The sequence below is a fragment of the Nocardioides sp. P4_G10 genome, assembly GCF_056401175.1.
This window is the reverse complement of the sequence record NZ_JBFUJV010000003.1, coordinates 1-15,940: the sequence shown is the minus strand read 5'-3', so window position 1 is coordinate 15,940 and position 15,940 is coordinate 1. Positions and strand designations below refer to the sequence as shown.

The 15,940-nt window shown below is 68.9% G+C and carries 24 protein-coding genes; 7 read left to right on the top strand and 17 right to left on the bottom strand.

The window, feature by feature from the left end:
* Positions 1 to 13 precede the first annotated feature (13 nt).
* From AC1DP1_RS05455 to AC1DP1_RS05405, 11 genes are all read right to left on the bottom strand, one after another.
* Entirely contained in the window at positions 14 to 145 is a 132-nt protein-coding gene (locus AC1DP1_RS05455) for a hypothetical protein (protein WP_477505987.1), read from the bottom strand.
* On the bottom strand, positions 142 to 558 hold the full coding sequence (locus AC1DP1_RS05450; RefSeq protein WP_477505986.1) for a hypothetical protein: 417 nt from the start codon (positions 556 to 558) through the stop codon (positions 142 to 144). The genes AC1DP1_RS05455 and AC1DP1_RS05450 overlap by 4 nt, the downstream gene beginning before the upstream one ends.
* A gap of 56 nt (positions 559 to 614) precedes the next feature.
* Positions 615 to 824: a hypothetical protein gene (locus tag AC1DP1_RS05445; protein ID WP_477505985.1), complete on the bottom strand. Its 210-nt coding sequence runs from the start codon at positions 822 to 824 to the stop codon at positions 615 to 617.
* On the bottom strand, positions 821 to 1,510 hold the full coding sequence (locus AC1DP1_RS05440) for a lambda exonuclease family protein (protein ID WP_477505984.1): 690 nt from the start codon (positions 1,508 to 1,510) through the stop codon (positions 821 to 823). The genes AC1DP1_RS05445 and AC1DP1_RS05440 overlap by 4 nt, the downstream gene beginning before the upstream one ends.
* Positions 1,507 to 1,803 carry a hypothetical protein gene (locus tag AC1DP1_RS05435; RefSeq protein ID WP_477505983.1) on the bottom strand — a complete coding sequence of 99 codons (297 nt, stop codon included), beginning with the start codon at positions 1,801 to 1,803 and terminating at the stop codon, positions 1,507 to 1,509. The genes AC1DP1_RS05440 and AC1DP1_RS05435 overlap by 4 nt, the downstream gene beginning before the upstream one ends.
* Positions 1,800 to 2,540, bottom strand: a complete 741-nt coding sequence (locus AC1DP1_RS05430) for a hypothetical protein (RefSeq protein WP_477505982.1) — start codon at positions 2,538 to 2,540, stop codon at positions 1,800 to 1,802. The genes AC1DP1_RS05435 and AC1DP1_RS05430 overlap by 4 nt, the downstream gene beginning before the upstream one ends.
* 103 nt (positions 2,541 to 2,643) lie before the next feature.
* Positions 2,644 to 2,826: a hypothetical protein gene (locus AC1DP1_RS05425; protein ID WP_477505981.1), complete on the bottom strand. Its 183-nt coding sequence runs from the start codon at positions 2,824 to 2,826 to the stop codon at positions 2,644 to 2,646.
* 148 nt (positions 2,827 to 2,974) lie between these two features.
* A complete protein-coding gene (locus tag AC1DP1_RS05420) occupies positions 2,975 to 3,151 on the bottom strand; it encodes a hypothetical protein (protein ID WP_477505980.1) in 177 nt (58 codons plus the stop codon).
* A gap of 115 nt (positions 3,152 to 3,266) precedes the next feature.
* Positions 3,267 to 3,470, bottom strand: a complete 204-nt coding sequence (locus AC1DP1_RS05415) for a hypothetical protein (protein WP_477505979.1) — start codon at positions 3,468 to 3,470, stop codon at positions 3,267 to 3,269.
* On the bottom strand, positions 3,467 to 3,817 hold the full coding sequence (locus AC1DP1_RS05410; RefSeq protein ID WP_477505978.1) for a GIY-YIG nuclease family protein: 351 nt from the start codon (positions 3,815 to 3,817) through the stop codon (positions 3,467 to 3,469). Before AC1DP1_RS05410 ends, AC1DP1_RS05415 begins: the two co-directional genes overlap by 4 nt.
* On the bottom strand, positions 3,814 to 4,071 hold the full coding sequence (locus tag AC1DP1_RS05405; RefSeq protein WP_477505977.1) for a helix-turn-helix domain-containing protein: 258 nt from the start codon (positions 4,069 to 4,071) through the stop codon (positions 3,814 to 3,816). The genes AC1DP1_RS05410 and AC1DP1_RS05405 overlap by 4 nt, the downstream gene beginning before the upstream one ends.
* Before the next feature lie 187 nt (positions 4,072 to 4,258).
* Between AC1DP1_RS05405 and AC1DP1_RS05400 the strand changes: the two genes are divergently transcribed.
* Together AC1DP1_RS05400 and AC1DP1_RS05395 are read left to right on the top strand one after the other, a co-directional pair.
* Positions 4,259 to 4,624, top strand: a complete 366-nt coding sequence (locus tag AC1DP1_RS05400) for a helix-turn-helix domain-containing protein (protein ID WP_477505976.1) — start codon at positions 4,259 to 4,261, stop codon at positions 4,622 to 4,624.
* Between the two features lie 270 nt (positions 4,625 to 4,894).
* Positions 4,895 to 5,182, top strand: coding sequence for a hypothetical protein (locus AC1DP1_RS05395; protein WP_477505975.1), 288 nt, complete (start codon positions 4,895 to 4,897; stop codon positions 5,180 to 5,182).
* On the opposite strand, the gene AC1DP1_RS05390 is transcribed toward AC1DP1_RS05395, so the two are convergent.
* The 3 genes from AC1DP1_RS05390 to AC1DP1_RS05380 are packed head-to-tail and all read right to left on the bottom strand — an operon-like array spanning position 5,179 to position 6,738.
* Positions 5,179 to 6,312 (bottom strand): tyrosine-type recombinase/integrase, encoded by a 1,134-nt coding sequence (locus AC1DP1_RS05390; RefSeq protein WP_477505974.1) that lies wholly within the window; start codon positions 6,310 to 6,312, stop codon positions 5,179 to 5,181. The two genes, AC1DP1_RS05395 and AC1DP1_RS05390, sit on opposite strands and share 4 nt — an antisense overlap.
* A 13-nt stretch (positions 6,313 to 6,325) precedes the next feature.
* Entirely contained in the window at positions 6,326 to 6,517 is a 192-nt protein-coding gene (locus tag AC1DP1_RS05385) for a hypothetical protein (protein WP_477505973.1), read from the bottom strand.
* Entirely contained in the window at positions 6,514 to 6,738 is a 225-nt protein-coding gene (locus tag AC1DP1_RS05380; protein WP_477505972.1) for a hypothetical protein, read from the bottom strand. The genes AC1DP1_RS05385 and AC1DP1_RS05380 overlap by 4 nt, the downstream gene beginning before the upstream one ends.
* A gap of 600 nt (positions 6,739 to 7,338) precedes the next feature.
* Here AC1DP1_RS05380 and AC1DP1_RS05375 point away from each other — a divergent pair.
* Complete coding sequence (locus tag AC1DP1_RS05375; protein WP_477505971.1) at positions 7,339 to 8,040, top strand: hypothetical protein; 702 nt, start codon at positions 7,339 to 7,341, stop codon at positions 8,038 to 8,040.
* A gap of 426 nt (positions 8,041 to 8,466) precedes the next feature.
* Here AC1DP1_RS05375 and AC1DP1_RS05370 read toward each other — a convergent pair whose 3' ends face one another.
* Both AC1DP1_RS05370 and AC1DP1_RS05365 read right to left on the bottom strand, forming a co-directional pair.
* Complete coding sequence (locus tag AC1DP1_RS05370; protein WP_477505970.1) at positions 8,467 to 8,889, bottom strand: ATP-binding cassette domain-containing protein; 423 nt, start codon at positions 8,887 to 8,889, stop codon at positions 8,467 to 8,469.
* A 56-nt stretch (positions 8,890 to 8,945) separates the two neighbouring features.
* Positions 8,946 to 10,493: a serine/threonine-protein kinase gene (locus AC1DP1_RS05365; RefSeq protein WP_477505969.1), complete on the bottom strand. Its 1,548-nt coding sequence runs from the start codon at positions 10,491 to 10,493 to the stop codon at positions 8,946 to 8,948.
* A gap of 151 nt (positions 10,494 to 10,644) precedes the next feature.
* Between AC1DP1_RS05365 and AC1DP1_RS05360 the strand changes: the two genes are divergently transcribed.
* From AC1DP1_RS05360 to AC1DP1_RS05350, 3 genes are read left to right on the top strand one after another with little or no spacing between them, the layout of a single operon-like run.
* Entirely contained in the window at positions 10,645 to 11,178 is a 534-nt protein-coding gene (locus tag AC1DP1_RS05360) for a hypothetical protein (protein ID WP_477505968.1), read from the top strand.
* Between the two features lie 41 nt (positions 11,179 to 11,219).
* Positions 11,220 to 12,476 (top strand): sensor histidine kinase, encoded by a 1,257-nt coding sequence (locus tag AC1DP1_RS05355; RefSeq protein WP_477505967.1) that lies wholly within the window; start codon positions 11,220 to 11,222, stop codon positions 12,474 to 12,476.
* Positions 12,473 to 13,132 (top strand): response regulator, encoded by a 660-nt coding sequence (locus AC1DP1_RS05350; protein ID WP_457192425.1) that lies wholly within the window; start codon positions 12,473 to 12,475, stop codon positions 13,130 to 13,132. Before AC1DP1_RS05355 ends, AC1DP1_RS05350 begins: the two co-directional genes overlap by 4 nt.
* Here the strand turns inward: AC1DP1_RS05350 and AC1DP1_RS05345 are convergent, their stop codons facing one another.
* Positions 13,133 to 14,509: a serine/threonine-protein kinase gene (locus tag AC1DP1_RS05345; protein ID WP_477505966.1), complete on the bottom strand. Its 1,377-nt coding sequence runs from the start codon at positions 14,507 to 14,509 to the stop codon at positions 13,133 to 13,135. It lies immediately after the preceding gene.
* A gap of 72 nt (positions 14,510 to 14,581) precedes the next feature.
* Between AC1DP1_RS05345 and tyrS the strand changes: the two genes are divergently transcribed.
* Positions 14,582 to 15,847: a tyrosine--tRNA ligase gene (tyrS, locus tag AC1DP1_RS05340; protein ID WP_477505965.1), complete on the top strand. Its 1,266-nt coding sequence runs from the start codon at positions 14,582 to 14,584 to the stop codon at positions 15,845 to 15,847.
* Positions 15,848 to 15,940 lie beyond the last annotated feature (93 nt).

The window sequence follows — 15,940 nt, the reverse complement described above, 5'->3', positions numbered from 1 at the left end:
ATGACGTGCCCCTTCATGCGGCACCCCCAAGCAGTCGCGCCAGACCATCGGCGTCGTCCTTCGCGGTCGTCGCCTTGAGTTGGGCGAGCAGGGACGCGCGGCAGATGTCGGGCCACTCGTACGCGGCCGGGTCGGTGGGGTTCACGACGGGTTCCCCTCGAGCGCAGCAACCTCGGCCTTGATCTGTTCGCGGCGCTCAGGCGTCGCGTCATGCCACTCGGCACGCAGAACATCGGCACGGGGCAGCGGGTCGACGCGGTGCATCTTCCGCTTGCCTCGGGTCTCGGTGAGGTTGACGGACAGCGGGCCGTCGATGTTCGTAAGGCGTGACACCCGGATGCCGCCCACCTTGTCGCGGCCGAACGTCACCTCGGGGTCGCCGTACAGTTCGGCGCTACGACCGGTCCACAGGGTTGCGTCGTCCGACCAGGCGGCGACGAGCAGCTTGAGGACCGTCACGGCTGGTCGCCAGACACGCTGGTCGCCCTCGATGGCGATGTCGTACTGCTGTTCCTTGGTGCCGGCCTTGACGCCCTTGACGGTGACGATGCGGGTCACGCCGCCGAGGAAGTCCTCAAAGTTGAGCTGGTCTGTCTTCTTCTCGATCGTGACTCTCATGCGGACCAAACCCCGCCGTCAGACTCGTCCTGCTCCCAGTCGCCGAGCTCGAGGTTCTGGTCGTTGCCCCATCCGCTGCACTGGGCGCAGATGGTGGGCGGGTCGAACTGCTCGTCGGCGAGCTGGCGGGCTTCCTCGACCGAGTCGGCCTCGACCTCGATGACGGTCGAGGCGCCGGTCGTGAACATCACTTGATAGGTCTTCATGCGAGCTTCAACTCCACGGTGTTGGGGTCGTCGAGGCGCGGGGTCGAAGGGATCCCGCGGGTGGCGACGTCATAGGTGAGGGTCATCTCGACGGCGTGCTGCTCGAACGCAGCAACGGCGTCGACGATGGATTCGGCCCACTTGGGGTCGGCGTACACGCGCTTGATGTACGGCGGCATCCCGCCGTAGTAGGACAGGAAGTCGATCCACTCGCGGCCGGAGACGAGTAGCCCGGTCTGGAGTTGGGCCATGTGGTGTGCGGGGACCTGGTCGGCGAGGATGGTGGCGAGGTGGGCCTTGGCCCGAGGTGCCTTGACCTCGAGCAGACCGTGGTCACCAACGAGTCCGTCCGGTGAGTAGCCGATGGAGAAGCCCCAGTCGTCGCGGACCATGAACCCCGTAGTGGTGACGGGTTCGTCGGTGAAGTCCTTGGCATACAGGCCGCGGGCGATCGGCTCGACCTCGTGACCGCGCCACATGTCGTCGTTCATGAAGACGGACTCGACGTCACCCGTGATGYGTTCGGCGACCAGGGACAGGGTGAGCCGGCGCGAGGTGTCGTTGCTTGCTGGTCGTCCGGTTGCGGTGAGCAGTTGGCCGACGACGGAGGCTGTGACCATGCCGCGTCGCTGCTCGAGCCATGCATCGGAGCCCTGCTCTAGGGCGGGGTACTCGTGGAGGGTCATGCGCTTCTCATCTCTTCTCGGTCCTCAAGTTGTGCGAGCTCGTAGGCCCGCTCCTCGGCACGCAGTTCGGCGGCCTGGTCGACCCATGCGTCACGGGCCGGGTCGATGTACGGACCCGGCACGGCTGCGGCGTCCCATGCGGCTGCGGCTCGTTGGCGTAACGGCTCGATGACGCACTCGTCGCAGCCCTCTTCCCAGACGCAGTGCTCGCAGAACGGGAGGCCGTGGGGGCACTCGATCGGGTGCTCGTCGAGGCTGGTGCGGCAGTGGTAGTTGGTGCAGCGGCGGATCATGCGGTGCCACCGATGCGCCATGATCGCGGCGACGAGTAGGTCATGGCCGCCGACATGCGTGCGATCTGAGCATTGAGAGCAGACATCTGACTGCGCACCGAGTCCAACACCGGCTCCTCGTTGGTCTCGGTCCAGAAGTCCTCGCCTACGGCGGGCCACGTGCGCAGGACAGCGCCATGCGCGAGGACCATGTCGTCAACGTCGTCGTGGAACGAGGCGTCGGGGTAGAGCTGCTTGAGGCGCAGCCACTCGGACAGCGTCAGGGCTCCGTCGTTGTTCTCGCGAGCGAGCGCGACGACGCGAGCCTTCTCGCACCGGAATCCCTTGGTGCCGATCGTTGTGCGCCCGAACCCCTCGATGACGCCGGTCACCTGGCCGTGGGGCTCGAATCCCGCTTCGTCATAGGCCCAGAATCCGCACTCGCAGGAGGGGTCGAAGGTGTGGTCGGTGGGGTGATAGAGGCCGTCGCATCCGTCTGCTTGGCACGCCTTGCTGTCGAGTGCGCGGGGTCCGAGGGTGGGTGTCATCGAGTACTCGATCTCCCACATGCTCTTCGCCTTGGGGCATCGGCTCTTCGCCTTACAGATCGCGACGTTGTCGCCGGGAAGCCAGATGGCCGGGTGAGTGATGCCGCGCAGACGACCCTTGTCGTCGATCTGCCACGAGCGCAGGCCCTTCACGCTGCCAAGCGCGAAGTCGAAGTCCTCACCCTTGAATGCGGGCTTATCGAAGGTCATGCCGGTACTGCCTCTCGCTCAGGCGTGGCGGGTGCCTCAATGGGCGCCTCGGCCGGGAAGGGTTCGAATTCGATGTGTCGGACGGGCTCGCCGATGTTTCCCATCAGTCCACCCACCGAGCCGCGATGTTCGCCTCGTAGTCGGGCTCCGGGTCCAGCGCGTCGGACACCATCCGGTCCTGCTTGGCGTACTCGCTGGCGAACCACTTGGCGACCGGGTTCGCACACAGGCCGATGAGGGAGGCGGTGGCGAGGATGAGGGCTGCTGCGTGCTCGGGGGCGATCACGGCTGCACCCGCTTCTTGTCGCAGCGGAGACAGCGCCACTCGACCTCGACCCACCTGTTGGCGGATTCGCTCCACGCACGCGTTGCTGAGGTCGACGGGTGTGAGCAAAGGGGCCGATAGAAGCGCGACGGCCACGCGGGACCGAGCCTCATCGGACCGCCACCGCTTCCGCTTCGTCGGCGAGCCGCAGGAACGTGTCCCGGTCGAGGCGGCCAACCTCCAGGAAGTGCGCCGCGATCAGATCCAGCAGAGGGTTCACCGCACGCTGGGGGAGCTCACGGACGCGCTCAAGGGCGACCAGTCGAAGATCATCTGTACGAATCACGATGTAGCCTTTCTGTGTCGGAGCCAGTCCGCTCGGGTCGAATCGGTGGGCTGGCTTCTTCGTTGAGTTGGGTGCCCCCTCGCCGCAGTCAGGGGTCGCTGCGGCGAGGGGACGACTAGGACGCCTTCGGTTCAGGCGCAGAGGTCGGCAGACCGGCCGCGTAGTCGCGGAGAGACGCGAAGACGACGAGCCGCTTGCGACCCTCGTAGCGCGACTCGATGACCTGCTGATCGAGCTTCATGTAGATCGCCCGCGGCGACAGGCCGAGGATGCGAGCGGCCTCGTTGACGCTGACGAAGATCGGGTCGGGGGCGCTCATGCGGCCGACACCACCCTCGCGGGGATACCTGCGCGCTGGGTGTATCGGAGGTTGCCGTGGGGCTCCGCGAACCGGATGAGTTCGCGCTCACGGATCGCCGCTTCGGCGAAGAAGAACGGCCCGATCATGTCGACGCGCCGCACGTCGGACAGCCAGAGCGCCTTGCGTGTCGACTCCAGCGTGTCGGGGTTGGCGGCCTCCGAAACATGCGCCTTGATCCGCTGGACCGGCTGGCACGACCGACCGATGTACAGCAGCTCGCCATCGGCGCTGCTCAGGAAGTAGACGAAGAAGCGGCGACCCTGGCGGTCATGGCGGCTTCTCTTGCGGGGTGCGTTGATGCTCATGCCGGCACATCCACACTGACGGGGAACTCGTCGGGGCGCAGGATGCTGATCTGCCGGATGCCCAGGACTGCGGCGATCCGAGCGGCGTGGACGGGCTGCAATCGCTTGCGCCCGGCCTCGATGTTGGCGAGGTAGGAGCGGGAGATGGGGATCGCGTTGGCGAGCTCGTCGGGCTTCATCCCGCGCAGTTCGCGGAACTCTCGGACGGCTGAGCCAACCCGGATGGTCTCTGGTGTTGGGAGGTTTTCGGCCATACCGGGACTCTAAGGAACTTTGGGGAACAAAGCAAGTGGAACGTCGGAAACAGTGGAACTTTCTGCATCGTCGCAGGTCAGAGCGTCTGACATCGCGGTAGTTACAGGCGCGTTTTCCCGGACTTTGGCGCGGATCTACGTATTCGTACGAATAGAAGTTCCTCAGAGTTTCTGCCACGCTGAGGCCATGGACGAGACAGGCAGGGAGCGAGCGGCGCGGCTAGTGCGCACCGCGATGGCCTCACAGGGCTTGAGCCCTCAGCAGGTCGCCGCCCTTGCCGACGTCGACAGCGACACCGTGCGGGACTTTGCGGCCGGCGATCGCTGGCCGTGGGCCAGGACGCGCAAGAAGATCGAGGACGCACTGGGGCTCGATCCCGGCGAGCTCGAGCGGGCCGCCCGCGACGAGGCGGAGTGGACTCCCGCGTCCAACGATGTCGACCCAGTGGTCGCGGCCATCGAACGGTCCAGCCTTAGCCGCGCGAACCGCGCCAAGCTGATCGGCTACTACTACGAGCTGGCAGACGGCCAAGAGAGGGGGGCAACCGGATGACGGACACTGTGCCCCCTCCAGGTGCTGCCGCTCGACAGGTGGCCTAGTAACCCAGAGTCGAGCGGCAGCAGAGACAAAGATACGCCCCGGCATCCGATGGATGCCGGGGCGTTGTCAACGTTGGACAGACCCGAACCCTCCCCCGGGGTGAGCGTCAAGGGTGACTTGTCTCGGGTTCCCTCGTTTATGGAGACAGGTGTCGGTGGTCTGGTCCAGACTCCCTCTACGGGGGGATGGACACACATTCATCCAACATAGGGGGCATTTTTCGTGAACGATCAGCCGTATTACTCTCGGGGTGTGGTAATGGCCGCAGCGGCCTGGCTTGCCACCACATTGCTACTGCTGATGGCGTGGGCCGCGTGGATTCTGGGCGAGGAGAAGCACATCTACTTCGCCATCCTGGTCGCTGAAACRGCGTGCGTCCTGTCGGCGGTGGCGGCCGTGCTGCACCTGCGCTGCTATGCGGCGCGGATCTGTCGCCTAGTCCGTGTGACGGGCGAGCTCCAGCGGCGGCGTGACGACTCGGACGTGACTAGGTTCAACCCGCGGCGCTAGTCGAGCTCCCACACCTTGCCGGCGCGCTCGAGGGTGGCTCTGGTGCGGGTGATATCAGACCTCTGATATCGGTGTGTGGTGCTGACTTGTGATTGGCCGAGGATTTGCATGACTTCGCGGTCGCTGATGCCGGATGCTTCCATGACGGAGGCTGCGGTGTTGCGGGCGGCGTGGAGTGCGATGACGGGTAGCGGGTCGGCCTCGGTGGATGCGGTGGCGATGAGTGCGCGCCAGGCTGTCCAGTCGCTCTTGGGCTGGATGGGTCGGCCATCGCGGTGGAACACGAGCCCCGACATCGGTCGGCCTTCGTTCTCCCACAGCAGCCGCAGTCGGCTCGAGACCTGGGGGAGTAGCGGGAGGGTGCGCTGTGAGGCTGACGTCTTGGGTGCGCCGAGGAACAGTGTCCCGTCCTCGTTGGTCTGGAGCGTCTCGGTGATGAACAGCAGCCCCTCGTCGAGGTTGATCTGCGCCCAGTCGAGGCCGAGCACTTCCCCCTGTCGCATGCCGTAGAACAGGGCGAGCCACCAGCGTGGGTCGTCACCAGCAGCTCGGAGGACGCGGCGGGCTTGGTCGACGGTGAACTGTTCGCGGACGGCTCGTTCGGTGCCGGGCGGGTTGACTTTGAGCATGGGGTTGTATGCGAGGCGGTCGGCGCGTACGGCGTCTTTGAGGGCGCCGAGGAGGATGGCGTGGGTCTGCCTCACCGTCGCCTCGGCCTTGCCCTCTGCGCGCATGTGGTCGTACATGGCTTCGATGTGTTCGGCGCGGAGGTCTGTGAGTCTGCGTCGGCCGATGGCGGGGACGATGTACAGGGTGACCTTGGACCGGTAGGAGCGCATGGTCTGTGGTTTGAGCGGCTTGGGTGGGCGTGACTTCCGTTCGAGCCAAGCGGTGAGCCAGGTTTCGACGGTGACGGTGTTGAGGACGAGGGCGCCGGCGTCCCTCTCGCGGAGTGCTTTGTTGAGCTTCACTTGTGCTTCGGCTTTGGTGCGGGCGTAGATGGTTTTCCTCTTGCGGCGTCCGTCAACAATGACGTCGAGGGTTGCTTGCCACCTGCCGCGGCATCGGTGTTCGGGTCGTTTGCCGTCGATGGGTGGTGGGCAGGACTTGTGGTCGTGACGTTGGGTCACACCCCCGTCGCCCTTAGCCCGCATGGCGCTCGCGGTAGGTCGCATTGAGTTCGGCGATCTCCGCATCGGTGGCGTTCTCGACCTCGATGATGAGCGACGGGTTGCCCGCCCAGCGGAGTTCGTTCGCCAGCCCGAGGTCGACCCCACGCTTGATGAGCCCCATCGTGCGTTCGGCGTACGTCCCGTGGTGCCACGTCTCGCTCACTTCCCTGCCTCCCGAACCGCAACGAGAGCAGCACGAGCGAGTCCGCGATAGAACTCCCGGCCGTGCTCCCCTAGCGGGCGCATCGGCGTACCCATACGCGACTCAGCACCCGCTTGGTTGTCGTCCCAGCAGGTCGAGTACTCCTGCTGTGCGTGGATGCCCCGCGCCGCCGCCTCGACTTCCTCGTCGGTCGGCGCGTCCTGCTCGGTGGATTGGGTCATGTCCTGCTCCTCAGATTGGGGTGACACACCATTCTACACACGATCCCATTCGCGAACCTGCGTCACACGGCTACACGCTGCACCGCTCTGACCTGCGGTTTTAGTGGATTCGCTGCTCACCATTCTACACCAGAATGGGACTCATAATCCTTGGGTCGTGGGTTCGAGCCCCACCCGCCCTACCAACACCCAATGACCTGCGGAAACGGAAACTGGACAGGGACTTTCATCCTGCGCACCACTCCGACAGGGGAGGATCTCGGATTCTTCGAAAGTGCGGCAGACTGCCGATACCGAGGAGAAACAGCCCCTGCGAACAACCTCGACACGCGCCACAGTGGCACCGGATGACCTGAGCATCGCGCTATCTCCTCGCGTGCGATTGGTGCGGCACCGCGGGGATTCTCGATTTCATAGGTCTTAAAGGAACTGAACGTCGTTCGAACCAGGCGCGGCCCCTGGACTAGACCTGGCCGGATATGCCCGACTTTGCGCGTAACGTCGAAACCTCGGGCTACCGCCTCGCCGTGTAGCGCTCCGTCGCGGCAGCCGCCGGTTCCACGCCTTCTTCAAGCGTGGACTTTTCGGAGGTGACCCCTCGTGCGTTTCAAGCAGATGCTCAATAGTCGACGCGCAACTCTCCTGATAGCAGCGATTCTCCTCGTCGGTGCCACTTCAGGCACTACGTTCGCGGCTCAGCTCATCACGTCGGCCGACATCAAAGACAAGACGATCCAGAGGAAGGACCTCAAGAATCACATCGTCAACACGGACAAGCTCAAGACCGGAGGCGTGCAGTATGGCGACCTGTCCGACGGTGCCAAGGACAAGCTGAAGGGCAAAACCGGACCCGCCGGCCCTGTTGGTCCTGCTGGACCTAGCGGAGTCATTGCCACCTCGACGGCAATCACTGCCCCCAATGCCGCTTACGGCGGACTCAATGTCGTGGCTGTCCCGGCCAGTCCTGCGCTTGGACAGAACGACTCACGCACGCCGCTCGTCAGCGTCGTGCTGAACAGAGGGACCTACCACCTCACCGCGACGGCTCAGTTCTTCCACTTCCCGGCCGGAACTGCGGCGGTTGATTATGGCGTTGTCTCCACCAACGTGAACGGCCAACCACAGCCGGGAACGGGATGGACCTCCGACATTCCGAACGACGGTTCCAACGCAGGGCAGACCACGGTGGCCTCCATCGTCACTATTTCCGCAGACAACACGACGGTCACGCTCGTAGGAAGCATCCGGGGTGCCACGGCAGGGCAGGCCGGTGCTCAGGTTCTGGTGATGAAGGTCAGGTAGCGGCCACACACTGAGCTGTCTCCTCCACCCGTGCAGCGGGAGCGCTTCTGCAACACCGAAACGCTCCTGCGCGCGGCTGGCCGGAGGTTCTCCACGCTGCGGCTGCCTGGGTCCTCCCGACCCTTGCCCCCTCTGCAATCCGGTGACGGCTCGGCTCCGAACGACGAGTGACGCATGCCGCGCGGGCGGTGCGAGCGGGCGCGACAGTTGGCGCCGGGGGTGCGACCTGATGCGAGCACTCACTGCGCGGCATGCGGCACGACGGACCGAAGGGCGCTGAGGCACCGTGAGCGCCTGAGCCCTGCCCTGCGCGGTCTTTCAGCGCGCCTCAGAGCGCCAGTGCTCGCCCTCCCCAGGTTGCAGGTTCGACCCCCACCCGCCCTACGCAGTGGTCCCGGCCCGTGGGCGTGCCCCACGCCGGTGCGATCAGGTCCGCAGCAGCTCCGCGAGCGGGGTGCCCCGCGCGCGGCGCCAGTCCAGGAGGGCCAGCACCACGGCGCAGCCCGCGAGGAGCGCGACGGACAGCACGGTCCACCACGGCACGGCGGGGGTCGGGGGTCCCGGCGCCGCGGTGAGGCTCTCCAGAGAGAGGGCGCCGAGGGCGGCGTAGGCGCACACGACGCCGACCGCGAGCCCGGTCACGGCAGCGACCAGCACCGGGGGTGACGAGCTACCAGCGACCCGGGCGCGGCCCGCTGTCGGCGAGTCCACGCCGGCCAGCACGTTGAGCAGGGTCGACTTGCCCGACCCCGAGGCGCCGACCAGCGCGACCATCTCGCCCTCGTGCTCGAGCAGGTCCAGGCCCTGCAGCGCCTGCACCTCGACGCACTCCGACTGGTAGATGCGCACGAGGTTGTCGCAAGTGAGCCGGGTCACACACCGGGCGGCGTGCGCGCCCTGGAGCGCTATCCCTCGCCGGCGATGAGGAACGTGTCGCCCTGCTGCTCGAGCTGCAGCTGTCCCTGCTCGGTCCGGGTCTGGCCCGACGTGGTGACGAATTCGATCATGTACGTCGTGCTCAGCGACCGGGGATCGGCCTTGATGGCCCGCGGCGTCGCGGACTCGATCGTGTTCCAGAAGCCCGTGTATCCCTCGATGCCGCCGCTCGAGGACTGGAACTCGGGCGTCAGCATCTCGAAGGTCGCCTCCGGGTCCGAGGTGACGGTCGCGAAGTAGTCCTGGACGAAGGACCGCATCGCCGCGGGGGTCCCGCCCGCCGCGTTGGACGGGCTGGGCTCGTCGGTCGGCTCGTCGGTGGCGGACGGGCTCTCGGTCGGGCTGTCGCTGGGGCTCTCGGACGGGGCGTCCGAGGTCGGGTCCTGCGAGGCGCTCGGTGAGGCGTCGCTCCGACCGGCGTCGCTCGGCTCCTCGTCGCGCGGCCACAGCAGCCACGTACCCACGCCCGCCACCAGGACGAGCGCGACCAGGGCCGCCACCCAGCCGCGGGACCGTCCGCGGGTGGTGACCGCGGCCGGGCTCCTCGGGGTCGGGGGAGGCGTCGCCGCCCGGCCGGCGGGCGGCGACGTCGGGGCGGCCGCAGCCGGCCCGGACGTCGTTCTGGTCGTGGCGCCGCGCTCCTGCGGCGGAGGTGCCGGGGAAGCGGCGGTCATCACGGCCGTGGCCTGGGCGTCGCGACCGGTCGGTGCGGGTGCCTCCGACTGCTCGCCACGTGCGAGGCGCCGAAGGTCGTCGCGCACCTTCGCCACCGGCCAGCGCTGCGCCGGCTCCTTGACGAGCATCGCTGCCAGCAGCCCGGCGACCGGGTGGTCGTCGGGCAGGCGGGGCGGGTCCTCGTGGACGATCTTGTAGAGGCCGCCGAGCACGTTGTCCCCGACGTCGTACGGCGGCCTGCCGGCCAGCGCGTGGAACAGCGTGCCGCCGAGCGACCACACGTCGCTCGCCGCGGTCGCAGGCTCCCCGGTCGCCACCTCGGGCGCGAGGTAGGCGGGGGACCCGGTGATCAGGCCGGTCTGGGTGAGCACGGTGTCGCTGGCGGCCCGCGCGATGCCGAAGTCGCCGAGCTTGGCGCGGTCGTCGGCGCCGACGAAGATGTTGCTCGGCTTGACGTCGCGGTGCACGACCCCGGCGGTGCCGGCCTGCACGAGCGCATCGGCGGCCTGGGCGAGGATCGCCGCTGCCCGTCGGACCGGGAGCGGGCCGTCGTCGGTGACCAGCTCGGCGAGCGTGCGTCCCTCGACGTGCTCCATCACGAGCCAGTAGCAGTCCTCGTCCTTGACGAGGTCGAAGATCGACACGACGTGCTGGTGGTTGATCCCGGCCGCCAGCCGCGCCTCGCGCTCGGCGCGTGACACGTCGTCGGCGGTGGTCCCGGGCAGCAGGCCGATGCGCTTGACGGCGACCCTGCGGTCCAGCAGCTCGTCGTGCGCGAGGTGGACGACACCGGCACCTCCGCGGCCGATCTCCTTCTCCAGGCGGTACCTGCCTGCGATCACGTAGCCCCCTTCGTTGGCTGACGTTCAGGCTAGTCACCTGCACCACCTCGCCCTCACACCCGTTGGGACCAGTCGGGGTACTAGCACCATCGGCCATCTCGTCGGCGTCGCCCCGTGCGACGAGGCTGGGACCACCAACCGAGGAGGACCCATGAACAGCACGATCACCAGCACGACCCGACTGGCCCGAGCACTCGCTGTCGGCATCGCCCTCGCCGGCCTGAGCGTCGGCACGGTGGGCGTCGGCACCGCCGGCGCCGCGCAGGTCGACCACCCGTCGTCGTGGCGCGGCGACGACGACCCGCCGGGTGACGACCACGGTGGTCACGGCGGCGGCAGCGACGACGGCGCGGGTGACGACAACGGCGGCGACCGCACGCGCGACGACGACCGCGTGATCCGCACGGGCCGCTGCAGCGCTGGCGCGGACTGGAAGCTCAAGGTCAAGACCGACGACGGCCGCCTCGAGGTCGAGGGCGAGATCGACTCCGACGTCGCGGGCCAGCGGTGGCGCTGGACGCTGCGTCACAACGGCTCGGTGAGCGACCGCGGCGTCGCCACCACCACCGCGCGCAGCGGCTCGTTCGAGGTGGAGCGCAAGGTGGTGAACCTCGCCGGCACCGACACCCTTGCGTTCCGCGCCGTGCGGGACGGCCAGGTATGTCGGGGTGTGGTCAACTACTGACCACATCGGAGGTACGCCCCATGCGCTGGTTGACGAATCCCGTGGCTCAGTTCCTGGCCGCGGGATTCGTCACGCTCGTCGTCGTCGTGCTGGCCACCAGCGCCCTGAGCCGCTCGGCAGCGGACGAGGAGGCGATCGCCGACGCCCGCTCGCTGACCTGGGTGCTCGCCCGGTCCGTGGCCCAGCCGGCGATCCCGCCCGGCCTGACCGAGGGCGACGCGGCCGCCATCGACCGCATGGACCGTACGGCGCTCGACCGGCTGCTGGTCGACGACGTGCTGCGCATCAAGCTGTGGGATGCCGACGGCACCGTGCTCTACAGCGACCGCACCGAGCTGATCGGCGCGCGCTACCCGCTCGGCGACGACGAGCTGGAGGTGCTGCGTGACGGGGGGACCGACGCGGAGCTGTCCGACCTCGGTCGGCCGGAGAACCGCTTCGAGCGTGACCTGGGCGGCGACCTCCTGGAGGTCTACACCCGCGTCCGCTCGCCCGAGGGCGAGCCGCTCCTCTTCGAGGCCTACCTCGGCGTCGACGACATCCGCGCGAGCCGGACGCAGATCCTCGACCGGTTCCTTCCCATCACCATCGGCGCCCTGCTCGCCCTCGTCGCGCTCGGCACCCCGCTGGTCCTCCTGCTGTCGCGGCGCCTGTCGCGTGCCGCGCGCGAGCGCGAGCGCCTGCTCGAGGCGGCCGTCCGTGCCTCCGACGCCGAGCGGCTCCGCATCGCCCGCGACCTCCACGACGGCGTCGTGCAGGACCTGTCCGGCTCGTCGATGGCCCTCTCGGCCCTGGCGGCCCACGCGGACGAGCCCGAACGCCGCGAGCTCGAGGACGTCAGTCGGTCCCTGCGGGTGAGCATGCGGTCCCTCCGGTCGCTCCTCGTCGAGATCTACCCGCCCGACCTGCACACCGCCGGCCTGGCCGCCGCGGTCGACGACCTGGTCGCCCCGCTGGTGGCGACCGGGACGACCGTCGACGTCGACGTCAGCGGCGCCGAGGGGGCGTCGCGACCGGCGGTCGCGCTGCTGTGGCGGGTCGCCCAGGAGTCGGTCCGCAACGTCGCGCGCCACGCCCACGCCGACCGGATGTCGCTCACCGTCCGTCACGAGGACGACCGACTGGTGCTGGAGGTCGTCGACGACGGGGTCGGCTTCGACCCGGCCACCGTGGCGACCGACGACCACTTCGGCCTGCGCGCGGCCGAGAGCCTCGTGCGGGAGCACGGCGGCACCTGGGAGGTCGAGTCCGCGCCGGGCTCGGGCACGATGGTCCGGGTGGAGGTGCCGGTCGGATGATCCGCGTGGTGGTGGCCGACGACCACGCCGTCGTACGGCGCGGCCTGACCGGTCTGATCGAGTCGACCGACGACCTCGAGGTGGTCGGCGTCGCGAGGGACGGCAGCGAGGCCGTCGACCTCGTGCGCGAGCACCGGCCCGACGTGGCGGTGATGGACCTGCAGATGCCCGTCCTCGACGGCGTCGAGGCCACCCGCGCGATCGTCGGCGAGGCGACCGGCACGGAGGTGCTGGTCCTGACGTCCTTCTCCGACTTCGCCCGGATCGACGCCGCCATCGAGGCCGGGGCGGTGGGCTACCTGCTCAAGGACGCCGAGCCCGAGGTGCTCCTCGACGGCATCCGCGCGGTGGCGCGGGGCGGGTCGCCCCTCGATCCCCGGGCCGCGCGGCGGCTCCTGTCGCGCCGGGCGACCGTCGCCGCCGAGTCCGAGGACGTCGAGGTCTCCGCGCTGTCTCCACGCGAGGCCGAGGTGCTCCGGCTCGTGGTCGAGGGCCTGCTCAACAAGCAGATCGCCCAGCGGCTCGGCATCACCGAGCGCACCGTCAAGGCGCACCTCACCTCGGCCTACCAGCGCATCGGCGTCGCCGACCGCACCCAGGCCGCCCTGTGGGCGCAGCGCCACGACCTCGGCGGATCCGCGACCGGGCCCGGCTGACTACCCCTCGCCGGCGATGAGGAGCTGGTCGTCGAACCGCTCGAGCTGGAGCCGCACGCGCTCGGTGTTCCGCTCCCCGGTCCGCATCACGTAGTTCACGGTGTAGCCGACCGTCAGGTCCGACGGGTCGCTCGCGACCTCGGCCAGGGACGCCGACTGCACGCGGCCCCACCACCCCATGTAGCCCTCGTAGCCGCCGCTGGCCTGCTGGAACTCGGGCGTCAGCCGGTCGAAGGCCGCGCGGGGGTCGCTCGTGACGGTGGCGAGGTAGGAGGTGATGAACGCGTCCATCTGTGCGCGGGTGTCCTCCGCGGTGACCGGGGGAGAGGTGCTGCCGGTCGTGGTCTCCGACGTCTCCGCGGGGCGGGTCTGCTGCTCGTCCGGCAGCGCCTCGGGCGTGCCGCGTCCCGCCCAGACGTACGCCGCCACGACGGCTGCGACCGCGAGCACCGCGGCGGCCGCCAGCCACCCCCATCGGGCGCCGTGCCGTGGGGAGGTCGCAGCCGGCGGCCCGGCCTGCACCGGCGGCAGCATGCCGGTCACCTCGCGGGTGGGCGGTGGAGCGGGGGCCGGGACCACGGTGGAGCGCTGCCCACGGGCGATGCGCGCCAGCTCGTCGCGCACGCGCGGCATCGTCCAGCGCGCCTCGACGTCGCGGTTCATCATCACCGTCAGCAGACCGGCCATGGGGTGGTCGTCGGGCAACCGCGGCGGGTCCTCGTGGACGATCTTGTAGAGCGCGCCGATCAGGTTGTCGCCGACGTCATAGGGCGGCTTGCCCGTGACCGCGTGGTAGAGCGTGGCGCCGAGGGACCACACGTCGCTCGCGGCGGTGGCCGACGAGCCCGACGCGACCTCGGGGGCGAGGTAGGCCGGCGAGCCGGTCACCAGCCCGGTCTGGGTGAGGGAGTGGTCGTCCTCCGAGCGGGCGATGCCGAAGTCGTTCAGCTTGGCCGCACCGTGCGCGATCATGATGTTGCTGGGCTTCACGTCGCGGTGCACGATGCCGTGGTCGTGGGCCTCGACCAGCGCGTCGGCGGTCTGCGCCAGCAGCGTCGCCGCCTCGGTGGCGTCCATGGCGCCCGAGGTCCGCACCCGCTCGCTCAGCGTCTGGCCGTCGACGTACTCCATCACCAGCCAGCGCACGTCCTCCTCGTCGACGAGGTCGAAGACGGACACCACGTGGGGGTGGTTGAGCGCTGCGGCGAGCCGCGCCTCGCGCTCGGCGCGCTCGAGCTCGGCGCTGTCCGAGCCCGGGATCAGCCCGATGCGCTTGATCGCCACCCGGCGGCCGAGGACCTCGTCGATCGCGAGGTGCACCGTGCCGGAGCCACCGCGGCCGATCTGCCGCTCGAGCCGGTACCTGCCTGCGATCACGTGCCGAACCTCCTGCGTCCTCGCCCTAGGCTAGTGCCCGCGAACCAGTCCACCTCACCCGAAGGAACTCACGTGACCAGCCCCAACGTCCTCGACGAGCTGGAGTGGCGCGGCCTCATCGCGCACTCCACCGACCGCGACGCGCTCCGCGCCGCGCTGGGCGAGGGGAGCGTCAAGTTCTATGTGGGCTTCGACCCGACCGCCCCGAGCCTCCACATGGGTAACCTCGTCCAGCTGGTCACGGCCCGACGCCTGCAGGACGCGGGCCACACGCCCTACATCCTGGTGGGCGGCGCCACCGGCATGATCGGCGATCCCCGCGACTCAGGGGAGCGCACGCTCAACTCCCTCGACACGGTCAAGGAGTGGACCGAGCGTGTGCGGCAGCAGGTCTCGCGCTTCGTGACCTTCGAGGGCAGCAACGCCGCGACGACGGTCAACAACTACGACTGGACCGCGTCGCTGTCGACCATCGACTTCCTGCGCGACATCGGCAAGCACTTCCCGGTCAACCGGATGCTGGCGCGCGACACGGTGAAGCGCCGGCTCGAGTCGGGGATCAGCTACACCGAGTTCTCCTACGTGCTGCTCCAGTCGATGGACTACCTCAACCTCTTCCGCGAGCACGGGGTCGTGCTGCAGTTCGGCGGGTCCGACCAGTGGGGCAACATCACCGGGGGAGCAGAGCTCGTGCGGCGGGTGACGGGGGAGAACGCCTACGGCTTCGCCACGCCGCTCATCACCAAGACCGACGGCACGAAGTACGGCAAGACCGAGGGCGGCGCCCTGTGGCTCGACCCCGAGATGCTCTCGCCCTACGCCTTCCACCAGTTCTGGCTCAACGTCGAGGACGAGAAGGTCGGCGAGCTGCTGCGCATCTTCACCCTCCTCCCGCGCGAGGARATCGAGGACCTCGAGCAGCAGACGGCCGACAAGCCGTTCCTGCGGGCCGGCCAGAAGCGGTTGGCCGACGAGGTCACCGCGCTGGTGCACGGAGCCGACGAGGTCGAGCACGCCAAGGCCGCGGCCGCCGCGCTGTTCGGCGGGGGAGACCTGGGCGGCATCAAGCCCGACACCCTCGCCTCCGCTCTGAGGGAAGCCGGCGGTACGACGCTTCGCGCCGGCGAGCTGCCCGGCATCCTCGACCTCCTCGTGGCCGCCGGCCTCGCGAAGAGCAAGGGGGAGGCCCGGCGCACCGTCGCCGAAGGCGGCGCCTACCTCAACAACGTGCGGGTCGAGGACCCGGAGCTGCAGCCCTCCACGTCCGACCTGGTCGCCGGAGCCTGGCTCGTGCTGCGCCGCGGCAAGAAGAAGTTCGCGGGCGTCGAGGTCTCCTGAGGACGTCGTCGGGGGTCGCCGGAGCCTGGCTCGTGCTGCGCCGCGGCAAGAAGAAGTTCGCGGGCGTCGAGGTCTCCTGAGGACGTCGTCGGG

Coding starts and splice junctions, on each gene's coding strand:
- AC1DP1_RS05445 (WP_477505985.1), bottom strand. CDS start 824: ATGAAGACCTATCAAGTGATGTTCACGACCGGCGCCTCGACCGTCATC.
- AC1DP1_RS05435 (WP_477505983.1), bottom strand. CDS start 1,803: ATGATCCGCCGCTGCACCAACTACCACTGCCGCACCAGCCTCGACGAG.
- AC1DP1_RS05430 (WP_477505982.1), bottom strand. CDS start 2,540: ATGACCTTCGATAAGCCCGCATTCAAGGGTGAGGACTTCGACTTCGCG.
- AC1DP1_RS05415 (WP_477505979.1), bottom strand. CDS start 3,470: ATGAGCGCCCCCGACCCGATCTTCGTCAGCGTCAACGAGGCCGCTCGC.
- AC1DP1_RS05410 (WP_477505978.1), bottom strand. CDS start 3,817: ATGAGCATCAACGCACCCCGCAAGAGAAGCCGCCATGACCGCCAGGGT.
- AC1DP1_RS05405 (WP_477505977.1), bottom strand. CDS start 4,071: ATGGCCGAAAACCTCCCAACACCAGAGACCATCCGGGTTGGCTCAGCC.
- AC1DP1_RS05400 (WP_477505976.1), top strand. CDS start 4,259: ATGGACGAGACAGGCAGGGAGCGAGCGGCGCGGCTAGTGCGCACCGCG.
- AC1DP1_RS05380 (WP_477505972.1), bottom strand. CDS start 6,738: ATGACCCAATCCACCGAGCAGGACGCGCCGACCGACGAGGAAGTCGAG.
- AC1DP1_RS05360 (WP_477505968.1), top strand. CDS start 10,645: ATGAACAGCACGATCACCAGCACGACCCGACTGGCCCGAGCACTCGCT.
- AC1DP1_RS05350 (WP_457192425.1), top strand. CDS start 12,473: ATGATCCGCGTGGTGGTGGCCGACGACCACGCCGTCGTACGGCGCGGC.